Source organism: Dyella ginsengisoli LA-4 (genome assembly GCF_000334915.1).
GTDB classification, from domain to species: domain Bacteria; phylum Pseudomonadota; class Gammaproteobacteria; order Xanthomonadales; family Rhodanobacteraceae; genus Dyella_A; species Dyella_A ginsengisoli_A.
The window spans coordinates 140,272-158,113 of the sequence record NZ_AMSF01000033.1 but is presented as its reverse complement, the minus strand read 5'-3'; the positions used below and the strand labels follow the sequence as shown (position 1 = coordinate 158,113).

Annotated in this window: 22 protein-coding genes; 13 read left to right on the top strand and 9 right to left on the bottom strand. The window is 69.4% G+C overall.

Annotation, left to right across the window (positions count from 1 at the left end; all coding sequences use genetic code 11):
* The first annotated feature begins 38 nt into the window (after positions 1 to 38).
* From C693_RS0109885 to C693_RS21500, 3 genes are all read left to right on the top strand, one after another.
* Positions 39 to 935 carry a LysR family transcriptional regulator gene (locus C693_RS0109885; RefSeq protein ID WP_017462111.1) on the top strand — a complete coding sequence of 299 codons (897 nt, stop codon included), beginning with the start codon at positions 39 to 41 and terminating at the stop codon, positions 933 to 935.
* A gap of 175 nt (positions 936 to 1,110) precedes the next feature.
* A complete protein-coding gene (locus C693_RS0109880; protein ID WP_017462110.1) occupies positions 1,111 to 1,368 on the top strand; it encodes a hypothetical protein in 258 nt (85 codons plus the stop codon).
* A gap of 21 nt (positions 1,369 to 1,389) precedes the next feature.
* Positions 1,390 to 1,704 carry an antitoxin Xre/MbcA/ParS toxin-binding domain-containing protein gene (locus C693_RS21500; RefSeq protein WP_017462109.1) on the top strand — a complete coding sequence of 105 codons (315 nt, stop codon included), beginning with the start codon at positions 1,390 to 1,392 and terminating at the stop codon, positions 1,702 to 1,704.
* A 58-nt stretch (positions 1,705 to 1,762) separates the two neighbouring features.
* Here C693_RS21500 and C693_RS21495 read toward each other — a convergent pair whose 3' ends face one another.
* A complete protein-coding gene (locus C693_RS21495; protein ID WP_017462108.1) occupies positions 1,763 to 3,325 on the bottom strand; it encodes an ankyrin repeat domain-containing protein in 1,563 nt (520 codons plus the stop codon).
* A gap of 274 nt (positions 3,326 to 3,599) precedes the next feature.
* Between C693_RS21495 and C693_RS0109865 the strand changes: the two genes are divergently transcribed.
* The gene (locus tag C693_RS0109865) at positions 3,600 to 4,394 is read left to right on the top strand and encodes an SDR family NAD(P)-dependent oxidoreductase (protein ID WP_017462107.1); all 795 of its coding nucleotides are present in this window, start codon (positions 3,600 to 3,602) and stop codon (positions 4,392 to 4,394) included.
* Positions 4,395 to 5,105: 711 nt separating this feature from the next.
* Here C693_RS0109865 and C693_RS0109860 read toward each other — a convergent pair.
* A complete protein-coding gene (locus tag C693_RS0109860) occupies positions 5,106 to 6,020 on the bottom strand; it encodes a LysR family transcriptional regulator (RefSeq protein ID WP_017462106.1) in 915 nt (304 codons plus the stop codon).
* A gap of 117 nt (positions 6,021 to 6,137) precedes the next feature.
* Here C693_RS0109860 and C693_RS0109855 point away from each other — a divergent pair, with 117 nt between their 5' ends.
* Positions 6,138 to 6,887, top strand: a complete 750-nt coding sequence (locus C693_RS0109855) for an SDR family oxidoreductase (RefSeq protein WP_017462105.1) — start codon at positions 6,138 to 6,140, stop codon at positions 6,885 to 6,887.
* A 69-nt stretch (positions 6,888 to 6,956) separates the two neighbouring features.
* Here C693_RS0109855 and C693_RS0109850 read toward each other — a convergent pair whose 3' ends face one another.
* Positions 6,957 to 7,493: a carboxymuconolactone decarboxylase family protein gene (locus C693_RS0109850; RefSeq protein WP_017462104.1), complete on the bottom strand. Its 537-nt coding sequence runs from the start codon at positions 7,491 to 7,493 to the stop codon at positions 6,957 to 6,959.
* A 129-nt stretch (positions 7,494 to 7,622) separates the two neighbouring features.
* Between C693_RS0109850 and C693_RS0109845 the strand changes: the two genes are divergently transcribed.
* From C693_RS0109845 to C693_RS0109830, 4 genes are all read left to right on the top strand, one after another.
* Positions 7,623 to 8,552, top strand: a complete 930-nt coding sequence (locus tag C693_RS0109845) for an AraC family transcriptional regulator (protein WP_017462103.1) — start codon at positions 7,623 to 7,625, stop codon at positions 8,550 to 8,552.
* 70 nt (positions 8,553 to 8,622) lie between these two features.
* Positions 8,623 to 9,087: a DUF1348 family protein gene (locus C693_RS0109840; protein ID WP_017462102.1), complete on the top strand. Its 465-nt coding sequence runs from the start codon at positions 8,623 to 8,625 to the stop codon at positions 9,085 to 9,087.
* Between the two features lie 11 nt (positions 9,088 to 9,098).
* Positions 9,099 to 9,434 carry a hypothetical protein gene (locus C693_RS0109835; RefSeq protein ID WP_017462101.1) on the top strand — a complete coding sequence of 112 codons (336 nt, stop codon included), beginning with the start codon at positions 9,099 to 9,101 and terminating at the stop codon, positions 9,432 to 9,434.
* A complete protein-coding gene (locus C693_RS0109830; RefSeq protein WP_017462100.1) occupies positions 9,431 to 10,144 on the top strand; it encodes a phytanoyl-CoA dioxygenase family protein in 714 nt (237 codons plus the stop codon). The genes C693_RS0109835 and C693_RS0109830 overlap by 4 nt, the downstream gene beginning before the upstream one ends.
* 41 nt (positions 10,145 to 10,185) lie before the next feature.
* On the opposite strand, the gene C693_RS0109825 is transcribed toward C693_RS0109830, so the two are convergent.
* From C693_RS0109825 to C693_RS0109805, 5 genes are all read right to left on the bottom strand, one after another.
* Positions 10,186 to 10,710, bottom strand: a complete 525-nt coding sequence (locus C693_RS0109825) for an SRPBCC family protein (RefSeq protein WP_198506856.1) — start codon at positions 10,708 to 10,710, stop codon at positions 10,186 to 10,188.
* A gap of 201 nt (positions 10,711 to 10,911) precedes the next feature.
* A complete protein-coding gene (locus C693_RS0109820; protein ID WP_017462098.1) occupies positions 10,912 to 11,424 on the bottom strand; it encodes an OsmC family protein in 513 nt (170 codons plus the stop codon).
* Between the two features lie 64 nt (positions 11,425 to 11,488).
* The gene (locus tag C693_RS0109815; protein ID WP_017462097.1) at positions 11,489 to 11,863 is read right to left on the bottom strand and encodes a hypothetical protein; all 375 of its coding nucleotides are present in this window, start codon (positions 11,861 to 11,863) and stop codon (positions 11,489 to 11,491) included.
* A gap of 47 nt (positions 11,864 to 11,910) precedes the next feature.
* Positions 11,911 to 12,504, bottom strand: a complete 594-nt coding sequence (locus C693_RS0109810; RefSeq protein WP_430536805.1) for a cytochrome b — start codon at positions 12,502 to 12,504, stop codon at positions 11,911 to 11,913.
* 2 nt (positions 12,505 to 12,506) lie between these two features.
* The gene (locus C693_RS0109805) at positions 12,507 to 13,595 is read right to left on the bottom strand and encodes a catalase family peroxidase (RefSeq protein ID WP_017462095.1); all 1,089 of its coding nucleotides are present in this window, start codon (positions 13,593 to 13,595) and stop codon (positions 12,507 to 12,509) included.
* 134 nt (positions 13,596 to 13,729) lie between these two features.
* Between C693_RS0109805 and C693_RS0109800 the strand changes: the two genes are divergently transcribed.
* Together C693_RS0109800 and C693_RS0109795 are read left to right on the top strand one after the other, a co-directional pair.
* A complete protein-coding gene (locus C693_RS0109800) occupies positions 13,730 to 14,245 on the top strand; it encodes an RNA polymerase sigma factor (protein ID WP_017462094.1) in 516 nt (171 codons plus the stop codon).
* Entirely contained in the window at positions 14,242 to 14,997 is a 756-nt protein-coding gene (locus C693_RS0109795; protein WP_017462093.1) for an anti-sigma factor family protein, read from the top strand. The genes C693_RS0109800 and C693_RS0109795 overlap by 4 nt, the downstream gene beginning before the upstream one ends.
* Positions 14,998 to 15,009: 12 nt before the next feature.
* Here the strand turns inward: C693_RS0109795 and C693_RS0109790 are convergent, their stop codons facing one another.
* Positions 15,010 to 15,858 carry a LysR family transcriptional regulator gene (locus C693_RS0109790; RefSeq protein WP_017462092.1) on the bottom strand — a complete coding sequence of 283 codons (849 nt, stop codon included), beginning with the start codon at positions 15,856 to 15,858 and terminating at the stop codon, positions 15,010 to 15,012.
* Positions 15,859 to 15,974: 116 nt separating this feature from the next.
* Here C693_RS0109790 and C693_RS0109785 point away from each other — a divergent pair, with 116 nt between their 5' ends.
* Together C693_RS0109785 and C693_RS21490 are read left to right on the top strand one after the other, a co-directional pair.
* Positions 15,975 to 16,982, top strand: coding sequence for a zinc-dependent alcohol dehydrogenase family protein (locus C693_RS0109785; protein WP_017462091.1), 1,008 nt, complete (start codon positions 15,975 to 15,977; stop codon positions 16,980 to 16,982).
* A gap of 115 nt (positions 16,983 to 17,097) precedes the next feature.
* Positions 17,098 to 17,835, top strand: a complete 738-nt coding sequence (locus C693_RS21490; protein ID WP_017462090.1) for an alpha/beta hydrolase — start codon at positions 17,098 to 17,100, stop codon at positions 17,833 to 17,835.
* The last annotated feature ends 7 nt before the right edge of the window (positions 17,836 to 17,842 follow it).

Below are 17,842 nucleotides of genomic sequence, written 5' to 3'. Positions count from 1 at the left end.
CTGTTTTTTCCGCATGGGTTATTCGATATCGTGCAGCAATGGATCGAGATGTTCTGACCCATCTGCCGGTGGTCGCTGCCGTGGCGCGGCGGCGCAGCTTCGCCGCGGCCGCGGCGGAGCTCGGCATGAGCCCGTCGGCGGTGAGCCACGCCGTACGGCTGGTCGAGGACCGGCTGAAGTCGCCGCTGTTCGCGCGCACCACGCGCAGCGTGGCGCTCACCGAAGCGGGCGAGGATTTCTTTGCCCGCGCCTTGCCGGCGCTCCAGCAACTGGCCGAGGCCACCGAGGCGACGCGTGCGCTCAAGGGGGTGGTCAGTGGCACGTTGCGCATCAACGCGCCGCGCGTGGCGTTGCCGATGGCGCTGACCGGGCTGGTCGCAACGCTGGCCACGCGCCACCCGGACCTGGTCGTCGACGTGACCTGCGACGACGCGCTCACCGACATCGTCGCGCAGGGCTACGACGCTGGCGTGCGGCTGGGCGAGATGGTGGCCGAGGACATGGTGGCGGTGCGGCTCACTCCGCCGGTGAGGGCGATCATGGTGGCGGCGCCGGGCTACCTCGCCGCATACGGCACGCCCGCGCGCGTGGCCGACCTGCGGGCGCACAACTGCATCAATTATCGCCAGGCCAGCACCGGCGGCACCTACGCCTGGGAGCTGCGCGAGCGCGGCAAGGACGTGACGGTGGCGGTGCGCGGCACGGCGCGCGTGTCCGATTCGCTGTTCGCCATCGACCTGGCGCTGGCCGGGGTGGGCATCGCCTACCTGTTCGAGCCGCTGGTCGCGGGGCACCTGCGCGCCGGTCGACTGGTACAGGTGCTGCCGAAGGCGGCGATGCCGGAGCCGGGGCTGTTCCTGTACTTCCCGCGGCGTGCGTCCGAAGCGCCCAAGCTGCGTGTACTGATCGACGCGGCACGCGAGCGTCTGGGCTGAGCCGCGCAGCGCGTAACGGGCAAGCCGGGGCACTATTGGACAAGTCATGCGGCGGGTGCGGGCACTAGGGTGTAGCGGTCGTCGGTCGCGAGGCACCCGTCATGCCGGTCATCCACCCGATTCGTCCCGCCCCCCCGTCTGCGCGCTGCGCGAGCTGCTGTTCGAGGCCTATGCCGTGGACCCCTGCGGCGAACCGATCGCGCCGCCGGGCGAGCACGGCTACACCGCGCTCCCCCGGGTCATTCCCTCGGCGCTGGCGGTGCTGCACGCGGCCGCCAGGATCGAGCCGGAACCGGAGCGGATGCTGGCCTGGTATCGCCACGAATGCATCGCCGAACTCGGCTACCTCACCGCCGGGCAACTGGTCGGGATGGGGCGCGCGCCAGTCGTGGTCGCCTTCCTGCAATCGATCCGCAGCGGTGAGCGCGACTGAGCGCGTCGTCAAGGAGCCTCCATGGCCAGGCCATCCCGCTTCTTCGCCATCGTCGCCGAGCTCAATCGCCTTGAGGCCGCGCGCGAGGCGGCGATGCTCGATGCCTTCGCCGCGCTGGAGGCGCAGGACCCGGAACTCGCCGCGATGGCGCTGCAGCACAGCGGCGAGCGCCGCCGGGCAGCGCGATGGATGTCGATGCCCCAGCGCGTATTCTCCGGCCGCTCGGCCTACCAGGTGCTGGCCGATGGCGATATCGAACGGGTCTGGGATCACCTGCTCGATAGCGAGGGAAGCCACGCCACGCTGCGCCCCGCCGATGCCCGCATGGCCTATTGAACGGAGCCTGCATCGCCGGCGCGGGGAGCCCAGCGCCGGCGATGCAGGTGGGCCGTGCTCAGGGGCTGCGATGGCGGAGCTCGTCGAAATACGCCGCGATGTCCTCGGGAAACACGTAGTGCTCAGCCGGCAATGGCGAGCCGGCGTCGATCAGCGCTTTCGCGCAGGCCAGCCAGTCGCCGCCGGGCGTGGTCTCGGCGATGGAGGCGAAGCTGAGCGTGCCGTAGACGTTGTCCTTGAAGCCGTGGCGCTCGTCGTAGCGCGCGCCGTGGGCGAGCAGGAAACGGGCGAGCGACGCGTTGCCGCGGAACACGGCCCAGTTCAGCGCGCTGCCGTCGATGTCGCCGCCGCGCGTGGCGATCGGCCAGCCCGCTTCCACCATCGTGCGCACGGCCTCCTCGGCGTTGGCGGAAGCCAGTTCCGGCAGCAGGCGCAGCGCGGCGGGCGAGAGCTTGCCGATGAGCTCGGGATCGTCGGCCAGCATCGCCTGGACGCCGGCGCGGTCGCCGCGTGCGCAGGCGTTGAGGAAGGCGTCGCCCGGCCGGTCGTCGGGAACCGCACCTGCTCGTACCAACTGCTCGGCCACCTCGGTCAGGCCGAAGCAGCGCGCCATGCGGTACGCCGAGGTGCCGTGGCCGTTGCGCACCGACGGATCGGCGCCGGCGTCGAGCAGCAGGCCGATGATCGCGGGCGAGCGGCGGCGACGGATCGCATGCAGCAGCGGAAAGCCGCTGGGGCCGGGTTCGTTCGGATCTCCGCCGCGGGCGAGCAGCAGGCGCACCGTGTCCGGGCGTTCGTAGTCGAGCGCGCGGAACAGTGCGTTGCAGCCGACAACGCGCGCACCGGCGTCGAGCAGCAGGCGGACGATGGTGGCGTCGGCGATCTCGGTGGCGTGGTAGAGCGATTCGTTGTCGTTGGGATCGGAGCCCGCCTGCAGCAGTCGCCGGGTGAGCGCGGCGTCGTGATTGCGACCGGCGGCGCCGTACAGGACGCTGAGCGGATCGTCCTGCAGCTCCGGATCGGTCCAGCGCGCATCCGGGTTGGCGCCGGCGGCGAGCAGCAGGTCGGCACAGGCGCGGATGCCCGGCGCGTAGGCGGGCAGAGCGATCAGGCCGGAGAAGCTGGCACAGGCCAGCGGCGGCATGCCGCTATCGGCGTGCGGTCGGTTGACCCAGGCAGGATCGGCGGCGATCGTGGCTTGTACTGTGGCGACGTCGCCAATGGCGCAGGCGAGCGCGGGCTCGCCGTCCAGCAGGTTCGGGTGTTCGCGCAGCAGGCGCTCGGCCAGTGCGGGTTTGGCCTCCTGGTAGCCGTGGCCAAAGGCCCACTGTCGCCATTGGCGCTTGCGGGTGGCGGCGTCGGCCGAGACGGCCTGCAGGGCCACATAGTCCTTCAGTTGCGACCACGAATCGAAGCCGTACTCGCGTGCAAGGCAGGACTGCGCATCGTGCAGGCGCAGGCCCATCACGGCGATGGCGGCGTGGTCGAGCCGGGCGGCGGCTGGCAGCGCGAGGCGGATGCGCTCGAGCGCGTCGGGATCGCCGCGGCGGATGCCGTCGAGCAGGCTCTTGGCCTGCTTCTTCAGATGGTCCAGGTGCGGACGGTCGGGCAGGGTATTCATGACAACCTCCATGCAATGAATGCCGAAGGTCCGCAATCCCGGCTGCACAAAGGTCGATGGTGGCAAGCGTTCGACAAGTGGGTTGAACCCTTTCCGCGGACCCGGAGGCGGCTTGCGACGCCGGGGCGCGAGCATAGAGCAACGGACGGATGTGCCGCCACTCGCTTGAAAGCGCCGGCAGGGCACCCACGTCGACATTTTCCGCCCGTGATCCCGGCGACCGCGATGACCGGTTGACCCGCACCTGCTTCTCCTCCCCGACCGGAGCTCCCTCATGCACATCGACCTGTCCTCCCGTACGGCCATCGTCACCGGCTCCACCGCCGGCATCGGCCTGGCCATCGCCAAGGGCCTGGCCGGCACCGGCGCCCACGTCGTCATCACCGGCCGCACGCAGGCACGTGTCGACGAGGCGCTCTCCGCCATCCGCGCGACGCAGCCGGACGCCAAGCTCAGCGGTGTCGCCGCCGACCTCGGTACCCCCGAAGGCGCGGCCCACCTGATCGCCGTGATGCCCGAGGCAGACATCCTGGTCAACAACCTCGGCATCTTCGAGCCGAAGGCGTTCTTCGATATTCCGGACGAGGACTGGCAGCGCTTCTTCGAGGTCAACGTGATGAGCGGCGTGCGCCTGTCGCGCCACTACGCGCAGGGCATGGCGCAGCGTGGCTGGGGCCGCATCCAGTTCGTGTCGAGCGAGTCGGGCGTGCAGATTCCCGCCGAGATGGTCCACTACGGCATGAGCAAGACCGCGCAGCTGGCGGTGTCGCGCGGACTGGCCGAGACCCTGGCCGGCACCGGCGTCACGGTGAACGCGATCCTGCCGGGCCCGACCCTGTCCGAGGGCGTGGGCGAGTTCTTCGGCAAGATCGCTGCCGAGCGCGGCGTGCCGCAGGCGCAGGTGGAGCAGGAGTTCATCGCCACGCATCGGCCGAGCTCGCTGATCAAGCGGCTGGCGTCGGTCGACGAGGTGGCCAACCTGTCGGTGTACCTCGCCTCCGAGCAGGCTTCGGCGACGACCGGTGCGGCGGTGCGGGTGGATGGTGGGGTGGTGCGGTCGATTGTTTGATGGTGGCGCGGCCATCTCGCCTCGCCGTCGTTCCCGCGAAAGCGGGAGGCGCCTTTCAACGGCGAATGCCGGTCATCCATTTTGATCTTGCTCTTTGCTCTTTGGGCGTCGCTCGTCGCTTAGCTGAGACGGTTCGGACAAAGGCGTTTCGCCCTCCTTCGGAGGCCGAGTCACTTTCTCTTGCGTGGCCAAGAGAAAGTAACCAAAGAGAAGGCCACCCCGCTTGGCGCTTGCCGGGCCGATGGCCCGGCAAGTCCGTGAGTCGGGGCCGGGCTTTTCGACAGGGCCTCCTGCCCTGACGAAAAGGCATCGGCATCCCTGCCGATGCCCCTGCGGGCCTGATCGTCCCCGACTCACCGCCGCACAGGGGCCCCGGAAGAGCACAAGCACAGCGGGCGTCGGCCCGCACTCTTCAGAAGAGCCGGATCAAAAGCCAAGCGCGGCGCGCAGCACCGGTCGCTTTAGCTTTGGCTTTTGCTTCGGCTGTTGCCCTTCTGAAAAGTGCGCGCCGCAGGCGCGCTGCTCTTCCCGGGCCCCTCTGCAGCGGCGGCCGGGTGGCCTTTCTCTTGGTTACTTCTCTTTGGCCAAACAAAGAGAAGTGACTCGGTCTCCGTAGGAGGACGAAACGCTCTTCATCGAATAGCCTCAACGATGTGATAAGCAACAAGCTGTTGCGCCGCCTGATTGAAACCACAAGGGGCGTACCAGCCCTCAACCGCCAATCGGCACCCCATCGATCAACCGCCTGGCCAACCGCGGCTGGCGGATCTGTTCCAGCCACCAGGCCAGCGCGCGGCCGTCATGGTCGCCGCGCCACGCGGCGAACAGCACGTTGGGTTCGCGTGGGTCGGCCATGGTCTTTTCCACCAGTGCACCGCTCTTGAGCAGCGCCGAGACGCGATGGCGCGGCAACCAGCCGACGCCGAGGCCATCGCGCTGCGCGAGGATCTTGGCGTGCATGGTCGGCACCGCCAGCGTGGCCTGGCCACCCAGCACGCCGTAGCCGCGGCTGCTGCCGCGCGAGGAGTCCGCCACCACCACCGAACGATGCGCACTGACCACGTCCTGCGTCAGCGGTTCGCCCGCCTTCGCCAGCGGATGCCGCGGCGATACCGCGAACACCCATTCCATGTGGCCCAGTTCGAACCAGCGCAGTTGCGGGATCGCGGGTGGTTCATTGGTGGCGCCGACCACCAGGTCGGCGCGTCCTTCCCGCAGTGCCTCCCAGGTGCCGCCAAGCACTTCGTGGGTGAGGCGCAGGCTCACGCCGGAATCCAGCTTGTCGAACGCGCGGATCACCGGCAGCAGTGTCTCGAACTCCAGCAGCTCGTCGGTGACGATGTGCAGCCGGTCTTCCCAGCCGCCGGCGACCTGCTTCACGCGGCGGGTGAGACGGTTCACGTCGTGCATCAGCCGTGCGGCTTCCTGGGCCAGCAGCTGGCCGGCCGGGGTGAGCTGCAGGCGGTAGCGGCGGCGGTCGAACAGCAGGGCGTCGAAGCGTGCCTCCAGCTGCCGTGCGGCGTGCGAGATGGTGGACGGCGCGCGTCCGAGTCGCGCCGCAGCGCGGGACAGGCTGCCGGTCTCGCGGATGGCTTCCAGCAGGGCCAGTTCGTCCTCGGTCAACATGTGCAACCTCTTCGAACGAGTTCGTCGACGGGATGGTACGGCATGGCGCTGGTGGCAGCGCAGCATGGGCTCACGTTCGAACCCCAACCCGAACGTCATTCACATCAGGAGTCCGACATGAACCGTTTCGCCAACAAATCCATCCTCGTCACCGGCGGCAGCAGCGGCATCGGCCTGGCTGCGGCCAAGGCCTTCGCCGCCGAAGGCGGTCGCGTGATCATCACCGGCCGCGACAGCGGCACGCTGGCCTCGGCGCTTGCCGAACTGGGTCCCAAGGCCATCGCCCTGCGCAACGACGCCGGCTCGGTGGCCCAGGCCCGGCAGCTGGCCAGCGACCTGGCCGCGCAGTCGATCAAGCTCGATGCGGTGTTCATCAATGCCGGCGTCGCCCGCTTCGCCGCCTTCGCCGACGTCGACGAGGCCCTGTGGGACCAGACCTTCGACATCAACGTGAAGGGCGCCTACTTCCAGCTGCAGGCGTTGCTGCCGCTGTTCAACGAGGGCGCCTCGGTCGTCATCAACGGCTCGATCAACGCGCACATCGGCATGCCGAATTCGTCGGTGTATGCCGCCAGCAAGGCCGCGCTGATCACCCTGGCCAAGACCCTGTCGGCCGAGCTGCTGCCGCGTGGCGCACGCGTCAACGTGGTGAGTCCGGGCCCGGTGGCCACGCCGCTGTACGGCAAGCTCGGGCTCGACCAGGCCGCGCTGGACGCCACGGCCGCGCAGATCCAGGCGCAGGTGCCGCTGGGTCGTTTCGGTACGTCGCAGGAGATCGCCTCCACCGTGCTGCATCTGGCCTCGCCCGAGTCGGCGTTCATCGTCGGCAGCGAGATCATCGTCGATGGCGGCATGAGCCAGCTGTAGGCGAAAGGCTTGAACGAACGAGACCCGGGCATCGCTCGATGCCCGGGTTCCTCGTCTGTCGCGGCTGACTTATGCGGCCTTCGGGAAGTCCACCGTGGTGTCGTTGATGCGGTTGACCATGTTGGTGAACAGGATCGCGCTCACCACCAGCGGAATCTCGATCAGCTGGCGATCGGTGAAGCCGACCTCCTTCAGCGCGTCGACCGCACCGGACTCCAGTGTGCCGCGCTGCTGCACCAGCCCCAGCGCGAACTTCACCAGCGCATCGATGCGGGCGCCGCCGGCGAAGCCGCCGGCGCGCAGTTCGCGCGTCTGCTCGGTGCTGTAGCCGGCCAGCTTGCCGGTCATGGTGTGGGCGGCGACACAGTAGTCACAGCCGGTGACTTCGCTCACCGCCAGGTTGATGGCTTCCTGCTCCAGCCGCGACAGTGTGCTCCGTCCCAGCGTGGCGCCGGTGGACAGCACATGCGCCAGCACGTCCGGCGTGTTGCCGCCGATGGTGGCGTAAAGGTTCGGCACCTTGCCGACATTCCGCTTGATGATGGCAAACAGCTCGGCGGCCTGACCGGTGGCCTGGTCGATCGCGGGGGTGTTCAGACGGGTCATGATGGTCTCTCCTTGGGGATGATGGCGTTTGCCGTGGGCGTCCGCCGGTGGAGAAAATGCTAGGGATCGAGGGTGTGCCGGCGTGTTCCGTGCGTCTCGATCCTTGTCTTGATCGTCTCGGGGTGGCCGATGGACAGTTTGAGTGCGCTGGTGACATCGATGGGTCTGCACGGGCGGGTGGACCTGCTGTGCCGGTTCGCCGGGCAGTGGTCGGTGCCGCAGCCGGCAGCGCCGCCGGGGCAATTGCCTTACCACGTGGTGCTGGCTGGCGAAGGCGTGCTGGAGGTCGGGCGCGAGCGGCGCCCGTTCGTCGCCGGCGATCTGGTGCTTTTCCCGCGCGGCAGCGCGCACACCATGCGCCATGCCGACGGTGCCACCGCCGCCTTCAACGAGGTGCGTCGGCCGCTCGGGCGCATTGTCGAGGTAGCCAGCGACGCACCCCGCAGCGAGTTCGACGTGCTCTGTGGCACCTTCGAGCTGGGCCAGCACCATGCACTGCTGCTGCAGGCGTTGCCCGAGGTGGTGCATCTGTCCACACGCGACCGCGACGACTACGCCGGCCTGCACGCGCTGATGCGGATGATGCGTCACGAGAGCGTGCAGTCCTCGCCCGGCGGCGATGCCGTCATCGCCAGCCTGTCCGCCTCGCTGTTCACCCTGGTGGTACGCACCCTGATCGCCGAGGGCGCCGTGCGCGAGGGGCTGCTCGCATTGCTGGCGGACACGCGCGTAGCGCCGGCGCTGGCCGCGGTGATCGCCGCGCCGGCTGAGCCGTGGACGCTGGAGCGGCTGGCCGAGGCCAGCCGCATGTCGCGCGCGAGCTTTGCGCGGCACTTTGCCGAACTGTCGGCGATGACGCCGATGGATGTGGTGACCGCGCTGCGCATGGATCTGGCCGCACGCTTGCTGCACGAGACACCGCGGCCGATCGAGTTGATCGGCGAGGCCTGCGGCTACGCGTCGCGCGCCGCGTTCGGGCAGGCGTTCAAGCGGGTGCATGGCACCAGCCCGGCGGCGTTCCGTCGGCAGGCCGGCGAGGCGGCGTCGACCAAGGTCTAGCCCGCACGGGTGGCGGCTGCGGGGCGGGACGCGCACACTTTCGCGAAGTTCTTCCCCCAGGAGATCCACCATGCAACGTCCGCCGCTGCCCCCGTTCACCGAAGAGACCGCGATGCAGAAGGTGCGCCTGGCCGAGGATGCCTGGAACGGCCGCGATCCGGCCAGGGTGGCGCTGGCCTACTCGCCGGACAGCCGCTGGCGCAACCGCGCCGAGTTCCTCCAGGGGCGCGAGGAGATCGAAGCCTTCCTCACCCGCAAGTGGCAGCGCGAGCTGGAGTACCGGCTGATCAAGGAACTGTGGGCGTTCCGAGACAACCGCATCGCGGTGCGCTTCGCCTACGAGTTCCACGACGACAGCGGCCAGTGGTACCGCGCCTACGGCAACGAGAACTGGGAGTTCGACGAGAACGGCCTGATGCGCCTGCGTATCGCCAGCATCAACGACCTGCCGATCGCCGAAAGCGACCGCAAGTACCACTGGCCCCAAGGCCGGCGCCCCGACGATCACCCGGGCCTGAGCGAGCTGGGGCTGTAGCCGGAGGACCTATGGAGAACCAGTTGAACCGCGGCCTGAAGAAGCGGTTGATGTATCTCGAGAACAAGGACGGCCATATCGATGGGGTGCCGGCCCGCATTGGCTGGGTGACGTTTTCCCGCAGCGGCCGGTCGGTGTGCTACCGCGGTCGCGTGCTGCTCCCGTTCGGTGGGCATGGGCATCGTGGCAACTACATCGACGAGGCCACCGGTGAGGAGTTCTGGGTCTCGGGCGTGAAGCGCCGGGGCAGCAACGTCCACCCCCTTGAGCGGGCCGTGGTGCGGGTGGACGAGGATGCCCGCGATGCCTACGCGCTGTTGCGCAGCGATACGGTGGTTTCCGCGTGAGCGACTCGGCCACGGCATCGGAGGCGTTGGCCGAGGGCATACAGTCGGCGGTCGGCGCCTTCGATGCCGATGGTTGCCTGAAGGTGCGTTCGGTGCTCGATCGTGAAACCTGCTGGCGCACCTCGCGTTGGTTCGACGATGCCTCCGCCGGGGTGGGCTCGCGCCAGGCGTTGTCGCTTCCCGGGGTGGCCCAGATCGCGCACGAGGTGCGTCTGCATCCGGCGATTGCCCCCTTGATGCCACCTGCTGCAGTGGCCGTCCAGTGCACTTTTTTTCGCAAGTCGGTCGAGCACAACTGGCTGGTGGCCTTGCACCAGGACGTGTCGATCCCGGTGCGGGAACGCGTCGCTGCCGGCGGTCTGCGCGGCTGGTCGAACAAGGAGGGCGCCTGGTTCGTGCAGGCGCCGCAGGATGTCCTTGAGTCCATGGTCGCGGTGCGCCTGCATCTCGACGATTGCGGGCCGGAGGACGGGCCGCTGCGGGTGGCCGCCGGCTCGCATCACCAGGGCATCGTCGCCCGGCCTGTGTCGTCGGGCGATCACGGTGCGATGCGCGAGTGCATTGCGGAGACCGGTGATGCCTGGGTGATGCGGCCGCTGCTGCTGCACGCCTCGTCCAGGGCGAGCGGCTTCAGTGCGCGGCGGGTGCTGCATCTCCTGTTCGGTCCGCCGGAACTGCCGCTGGGGCTGCACTGGCGCGAGACGGTCTGACGCCGACGGCGGGCGGTTCCCGCCGTCGGCATCCGGTGGCGCTACTTGGCCTCGAGGATCTTCTTCAGGTTGTCCAGGCCGGACTGGTAGACGCCGGCGATCGTGGTCGTGGCGGTCTTGTCGTCGGCATCGGCGGCCGGGTGGGCGCTGGTGTCCTTGCGCTTGAAGGTGCCGGACCAGGTGACCTTGCTGCTGTCCTTGCCGACGGCGACCACGTGCAGGGTGGAGTGGTAGTCGCTCACCGGCAGCACGCCGCCGAGGATGGTGTAGCCGAAGCGGCGGTGCGCGTTGTCGAAGCTCAGCAGCTTCTCGTGCACCCAGCCGCCGTTGCCCAGCGTGAGCTTGCGCTCGGCACCCGGATGATTGTCGGTGCCGGCGATGATGTCGTCCTTGCTGACGGCCGGGTGCCAGGTGTTCAACCCGCCGAAGTCCTTCACCCTGGCCCATGCCGTGGCGGCGGATGCGTGGATGGTGACGCTCTTGCTGACCTTGAGCGTGGGTGCGGCGGCGAGCGCCAGTCCGGGCGCCAGGACGAGCGCGGCGGCAAGCATGCGGATACGGTTCACGATGTTCCTCCCCTCGATGGATGGACGCCGGCATGGGCCATGCACTGCGGGTCGGCCATTCGCCGGGCCCGTGGAATCTGGCACAGGACGAAGGGAGTGGCGTGAAATCCGGCCCCCGACCTTGGTCGGATGTCGCAGACTGCGACACTGCAAGTGTTTGCGTCGCGCGGGTCGTGTGGACGTATGGACGTCCAGATGAAGTCAGTCGCCCGGTGGTGTCCGCGTGGTCGTCAGTCGTGTGCCCCCTGCCAGGGTCTGGTACACCACGCAGTAGCGTTCGGTGAGGCGGAGCAGGGTGTCCAACTGCTCGTCGTCGGCGTCGGTGTCGAGCAGGAAGTGCAGGCGGATCGCGGTAAAGCCGACCGGCGCGGTCTTGTCCACGCCCAGCGTGCCGCGGAAGTCGAGGTCGCCTTCGGCCTGCACGGTGGCGTCGCGCAGATCGATGCCCAGCGCCGTGGCTACCGCGTTGAGCGTGACGCCGGCGCAGGCCACCAGGGCTTCCAGCAACATGTCGCCCGAGCACGCCGCCACGCCGGTGCCGCCAGTGGCGGGATGCAGGCCGGCCTCCACCAGGGCGCGGCCTGTATCCACCCGGCAGGTCACGCCCTCACCCAGTCGTCCCTCTGCGCGCAGCGTGATCCGTGCCGCCCCGGGTGACTCCCGGTAGTGCTGCTTCAGCGGGGCCTGCACGGCCTTCAGCTCGTCGGCATTCACGGGGCGGCTCCTCGGGATGGAGCCGGCAGCTTACGCCCGGAAGGCGTGTCGAAGGGGCCGGTGGTTACTCCCAGCGGATATTCGCGACATCGGGGATGCCGGGTACGATCGCCTCGACCTGACGCCACAGTGCATCCAGCGCCTCACGTTGGCGTTGCCTTCCGAACAGCCGGCCTGCCAGTGACGACTCGACTGCGGGGAAAAGGCTCCACTCGGTGGTCGATCCATCGATATTGCCGCAGCCGAGCCAGAGCAGGAACGGTTTGCGGGTCACGATGACGAGCCAGCCGAAGTCCTCGGCAATCACGCCCTCGGTGATCACGCCGCGAGCCTCCAGGCGTTGCTGCATCCATCGCGCAAGAGCCTCGCCGTAGCGGCCGGGGTGGGTGGCCTCGTCCTCGTCGGGCCGGATCCCGAAGAACCCGGTATCGAAGGTCACTTGCGGTGTCGATCCCTGATTTCCCATGGTCGCTCCCCTGCCGTGGATCAGTCGGTCAGTCTCTCGTTTACCACACAGGCGCCATCCGGCATCAGCGGTGACGGGTCTCTGGCCCGGCCATTCGCCATGCTACGCAGAACCCCATCGCGCCGGATCAGCCCGTGGTAGAGCGCCGCGCCCATGTGGGCGAGGAAGGTGAGGAACAGCAGATAGGCGAGCACGCCATGCGCGGTACGCAGCCAGGCGAAGACCAGGGCGTTCTCCGGCAGGATCGCCGGCAGGCGCAGGCTGTGCGAGAGCATCACCGGGTAGCCGCCGGCCGAGAGCATCGCCCAGCCGATCAGTGGCATGGCGATCATCAGGGCGTAAAGAAGCCAGTGCGAGAGATGGGCGGCGAGTTTCTGCAGCGCCGGCAGGTCTCCCGGCAGCGGTGGCGGCGGATTCCGCAGGCGCACGACCAGGCGCACGATCGCCAGCAGCAGGATCGCGATGCCCAGCGGCTTGTGGATCGCCAGCAGCCATGAGTGCTTTTCGCTCACCGTGGCGACCATGCCGACGCCGATGAACAGCATCGCCAGGATCAGTACGGCCATGGCCCAGTGCAGCACGCGCGCGGGCAGGCTGAAGGTAGTGTGGGTAATGCTCATCGGGCGGCCTCCGGCTGGGTGCGGGTGGGCGCGGTGGTGCCCGGGACGTGCGCTTCCTCGCGGGTGCGGCGCAGATAGGAGTCGGCGTAGGCAGCCGAGCGTGCGCTCAGCAGCGGATCGTCTGAGATGGCGATGCCTGCCGGCAGCACGGTCGGGTCGTAGTTGATGTCGCGGCACGGGCCGCTGTCCTGCGGCTGCTCGCTGGTGAGCACCAGGGTGCCGGCGTCGAGGGTGGTGCGTTCGGCCGGCCACGCCTTGGTGGCGTCGTCGGTCGGGTCGCCGGGATGGGCCAGGGTCACCAGCAGATGCCAGCGCTGCGGGCCGGTGGCGAGGCGATGCTGCAGGTCCGGGATCAGGTAGTTGTCGTCGCCGGCCGGTGCAGGAGTGCCGTTGGCGGCGTCCGCCACCATCTGCCAGCGCACGGCGTGGCGCTGGCCCTTGGCATCGATGAAGTAGAACGCGTCGATACCGGAATAGCTCTCGGTGACGAAGCTGGCCGACGGCCTGGCGGTCTTCGCCCAGGCGCGGAACGCGGCGGTCTCCGGGTGCGCGGCGAAGAACGCGGCCAGCCTGGCCGGGTCAGGCTTGCCGGTGGCCGGGTCTTTCTCGCCGGCTACCTGCAGCGCGTAGAACGCCTGCGGCGTGGCCACTGGGAACACCGGCATGCTGTTCATGCCGGTGCGCCATTGCTGGCCGTTCGGCAGGTTGAAGCGCAGCGCCAGGCTGCGGATCGGCACGCTGCCGTCCGGCGCGTACGGGTTGCCGCCGGGAATCGCGAAGCGGCCCACCACCGGGGTGCGGCCGACGGCGAACACCGAGGCGGTGGAATACGCGCTGGCCTTGCCGTTGCCCTCGAAGTAGCCAGCCACGCACACACCCTTGGCGTGGTTGCGGCGGTAGCCGGGGTGCACGCCGCCGCCGTTGCGCTGCAGTTCGTCGACGAGGCGCTGCGCGGTGAGCCGGTGCGGCGTGAGCCAGCCGCCAACATAGGCGAAGGCGCCGCCGGCCACGACGACGGCGCCGGCGATGAGTGCCCAGCGCAGGCCGTTGCGCGGCGGGTGGGAAAGCGGTTGGGGATCGTGCATGGAAGGCGCTCCGGGCCGGGTCGGCGTTGGTGGGGACTCCAGCCAGACGCCGGTCGCGCGGATTTATTCCTTCGCCATGGAATAATTTCCTTCCTGCGGCGTCCTGCATGGCGAAACCACCCGCGGCCCGATCCATGTCCATCCACGCCTTCGACGACCAGCTCAGCGAACTGCTGCCGCGCCTGCGGCGCTTCGCGCTGTGGCTGACCCGCGACCTGTCCAGCGCCGACGACCTGGTGCAGTCCACGATGGAACGTGCGCTGTCCACGCGCGCCGCCAAGCGCGACGACGGCGACCTGCGCGCCTGGCTGTTCCGCATCCTCTATCGGCAGTTCCTCGACGCGCGGCGCCGCTCACAGCGCTACGCCTGGTTGCTCGGTCGCCTGCGCGAGGACGACGAGCCGCAGTGGCCGTCGGCCGAGCGCGAGCTGCTGGCGCAGTCCGCATTGGCCGCGTTCGAACACCTCACCCCCGAGCAGCGCAGCCTGCTGCTGTGGGTGACGGTGGAGGGCCTGAGCTACCAGGAGGTCGCGGACATCCTGGAGGTGCCGATCGGCACCGTGATGTCGCGCCTGTCGCGGGCGCGCCAGGCGATGCGCCGGCACGGCGACGGCGAACAACCCACCCCTTCGTTGCGGTTACTCAAATGAACACACCTCCCAGCGAACACGATATCCATGCCTACGTCGATGGCCGCCTCGAAGGCGCGCCGCGCGAGGCCGTGGAACGGTATCTCGCGCGCCACCCCGAGCGCGCCGCCGAGGTGCGGGCCTGGCAGCACGATGCGCAGCGGCTCCGCGCGGCGATCGGCGGCACACAGTTGCTGCCCGACAATCACGCGTTGCATCCCGGCGTGGTGCGCGCACGTCGCCGCCAGCGCCGGATCGCGCGGCTGTCACTGGCCGCCGCCGCCGTGCTGTGCCTCGGGCTGGGCGGCGTCGGTGGCTGGCAGATGCGTGGCATGCGCAGCGAAGCCGCCGTTGCCCCTATGGCCGACGCGATGGCGGCCTATCGGCTGGTGGCGCTGGACCACGCCGCGCGCCCCGACGTGGTGCCGCAGCGCGCTGGCGACATGCAGGCCTGGCTGGACGCGCACTTCGAGCACGCCGCGCGCCTGCCCGACCTCAGTAGCGCCGGCTTCCATGCCGTGGGCGGCCGCCTGTTCGCCACCGACCAGGGGCCGGCCGCGATGGTGCTGTACGAGGATGCGGCCGGCCACGCGATCAGCTTCTACGTGCGCCCGCCAGGCCCCCGCAACCACCTGCTGCCCACCGGCCAGCGCAGCGACGGCGGACTGATGGCGCAGTACTGGTCGGGCCAGGGCTACAACTACGCCATGGTCAGTCGCGACGACGGGGCGGATGCGCAGGTGGCCGCGCGCGCCCGGCAGCAGTCGATCTGATCGTCGACCGGTTCAGCCCGGGAACCGCTCCGCCAGCAGCTCCAGCAGGCGGCGCAGGCGGCTGAGCCGCTTCAGGTCCTTGTGGTAGCCGAGCCACGTGTCGCGGGAGGGAAGCGGGTCGCCGAGGTCGATGCGCTTCAGTTCGCCGAACGCGTCGCCGAGCGCGGTGGGCAGCACCGCGGCACCGATGCCCTGCACGCACATGCGCGCCTGCACCTCGCGGTTGTTGCTGGTGAAGGCGACGCTGGCCTCCGGCAGGTGCTGCTTCAGCCATGCGACGTCGGGCATGCCGCCGAACGCGGCATTCATGGTGACCAGGCGGGCGCCGCGCCCACCCTTGCGCAGGCGCGGCTGGTCGCGGTGCGCGTAGAGCGCGTAGGGCATGCGCAGCAGGCGCCGCGATATCACGTCCGGTTCGTCGAACGGCTGGATGCGGAAGGCGAGATCGGCCTCGCGCCGGGCCAGGCTGTACAGGCGGCTATCGGTCAGCAGCTCCACCGTCACCGACGGATGGTGTCGTGCGAACTCGGCCAGCACGGGCGTGAGCACGTAGCTGCCGAACCAGTCCGAGGCGGCCAGCCGCAACGATCCGCCGAGCGTGCTGCCGCGACCGTCCAGCTGGCGTTCGAAGGCGAGCGCTTCCTCTTCCATGCGTTCGGCGCTGGCCATCACCGCCGCGCCCTCGTCGGTGAGCACGAAGCCGTCGGGCGTGCGCTGGAACAGGGTCTGGCCGACCGATGCCTCCAGCGCGCGCAGGCGGCGGCCCATCGTCGGCTGGGTCTGGCCCACGCGCCGGGCGGCGGCACCGAGCGAACCTTCGCGGGCGATGGCGAGGAAGATGCGGACGTCGCTCCATTCCATGGCGGTGCTCTCTGGTGATGCATGCATTTTTGCATGGAAGTCGAACAAAATCGTCTATTTCCATTCATAAGTTACAGATCTACCTTGGCGCCACTCCCTCTCACGGACCCATCGCCATGAACGCTCTTCCCGCCACCATGAAAGCCGCCGTGCAGGAGCAGGCCGGCGCCGCGCTCCGTCTGCATGACCTGCCGGTGCCGGTGCCTGCGCCCGGCCAGGTGCTGGTTCGTGTGGCGGCGGCCGGACTGAATCCGCTGGATACCAAGATCCGCGCCGGCAAGGCCGCCCACGCGCGTCAGCCGCTGCCGGCCGTGCTCGGCATCGACCTGGCCGGCACGGTGGTCGCCGTCGGTCCCGACGTCGATGGCTGGACCGTCGGCGACGAGGTCTACGGCATGACCGGCGGCGTCGGCGGCGTGCAGGGCGCACTGGCCGAATACGCGGCGGTCGACGCCCGGCTGCTGGCGCCCAAGCCGGCGTCGTTCTCCATGCGTGAGGCGGCGGCGTTGCCGCTCGGCTTCATCACGGCCTACGAGGGTTTGGTCGACCGTGCCCGCGTGCATGCCGGGCAGCGCGTGCTGGTCCACGGCGGTGCGGGTGGCGTAGGCCACCTCGCGGTGCAGCTGGCGCAGGCGCATGGCGCGCAGGTGTTCGCCACCGGCGCTGCCGAAAGCCGCGAGGCGATCGAAGACTACGGCGCCACGGCGATCGACTACCGCACCACGACCGTGGCCGACTACGTGCAGGCGCACACCGGCGGCGAGGGCTTCGACATCATCTACGACACCGTCGGCGGCGCGACCCTGGATGCCTCGTTCGAGGCGGTGAAGCCGTATCACGGCCATGTGGTCAGCGCGCTGGGCTGGGGTACGCATGCGCTGGCGCCGCTGTCGTTCCGCGCCGCCACCTATTCGGGCGTGTTCACCCTGCGTCCGCTGCTGACCGGCGAGGGACGTGCGCACCATGGCGAGATCCTGCGCGAGGCGGCGCGGCTGGCCGGCCGGGGCCAGCTGCGCACCCGCCTGGATCCGCGCGAGTTCTCGCTCGCCGCGGCGGAGCAGGCGTACCGCTTGATCGAGGAGGGCGCTGCGAACGGCAAGGTGGTGGTCACCGTGGCCGCCTAGCCAGCGAATGGACGGGACCGGGCAAGCCGCGGCCATTCCAACTGGAGTAAGTTCGGCATGGCCCGCCGCCGCCAGCCGCGGCGGACCGATCCCATCGCCTCACGGAAGCCCGCCCATGCACGCACGCACGGTTCGTCTCATCGGCATTCTGCTGTTCCTGCTCGGATCGGGCTCCGCACTCGCCGGCGAGGCGGTGACCCTGCGCGCCGCCGATGGCGTCAGCGTCTACGGCACGCTGAGCCCGGCCCGGCCGCACAACGACAAGGTGCTGCTGTTGTTCCACCAGGCCCGCGGCAGCCGGCACGAATACGATCCATTGATTGCCCGGCTCAACCGGCTCGGCTACGACACGCTGGCGATCGACCAGCGATCCGGTGGCGACCTGTTCGGCGGCCACAACCAGACGGTGCAGGCATTGGGCCGGTCCGCGGATTACCTGGATGCCGCGCCCGACCTGGATGCCGCACTGGCCTGGGCGCGGGAGCGGCACTACGGCACCATCATCGCCGTCGGCAGTTCGTATTCGTCGGCGCTGGTGATCCTGCTGGCCGCCCGCCATCCGCCGGGGCTCACCGCCATCGCCAGCTTCTCTCCGGGGGAGTACTTCGCCGACCACGACCTGATCAAGGACGCGGCGGCCCAGGTGACGGTCCCGTTCTACATCACCACCGACCCGGCCGAGGCCGGCAACGTGGCCGAGGTATTGCGGAAGGCGCACGGCGACAACATCACCGACTACCGTCCCAGGGCCGGCGTCCACGGAGCATCGACCCTGGTCGAAGCGCGCGATCCCGAAGGCTACGCCGCCAACCTGCAGAGCTTCGAGGCTTTCCTGCGCGGTCTCGGACGCTAGGCGCCGC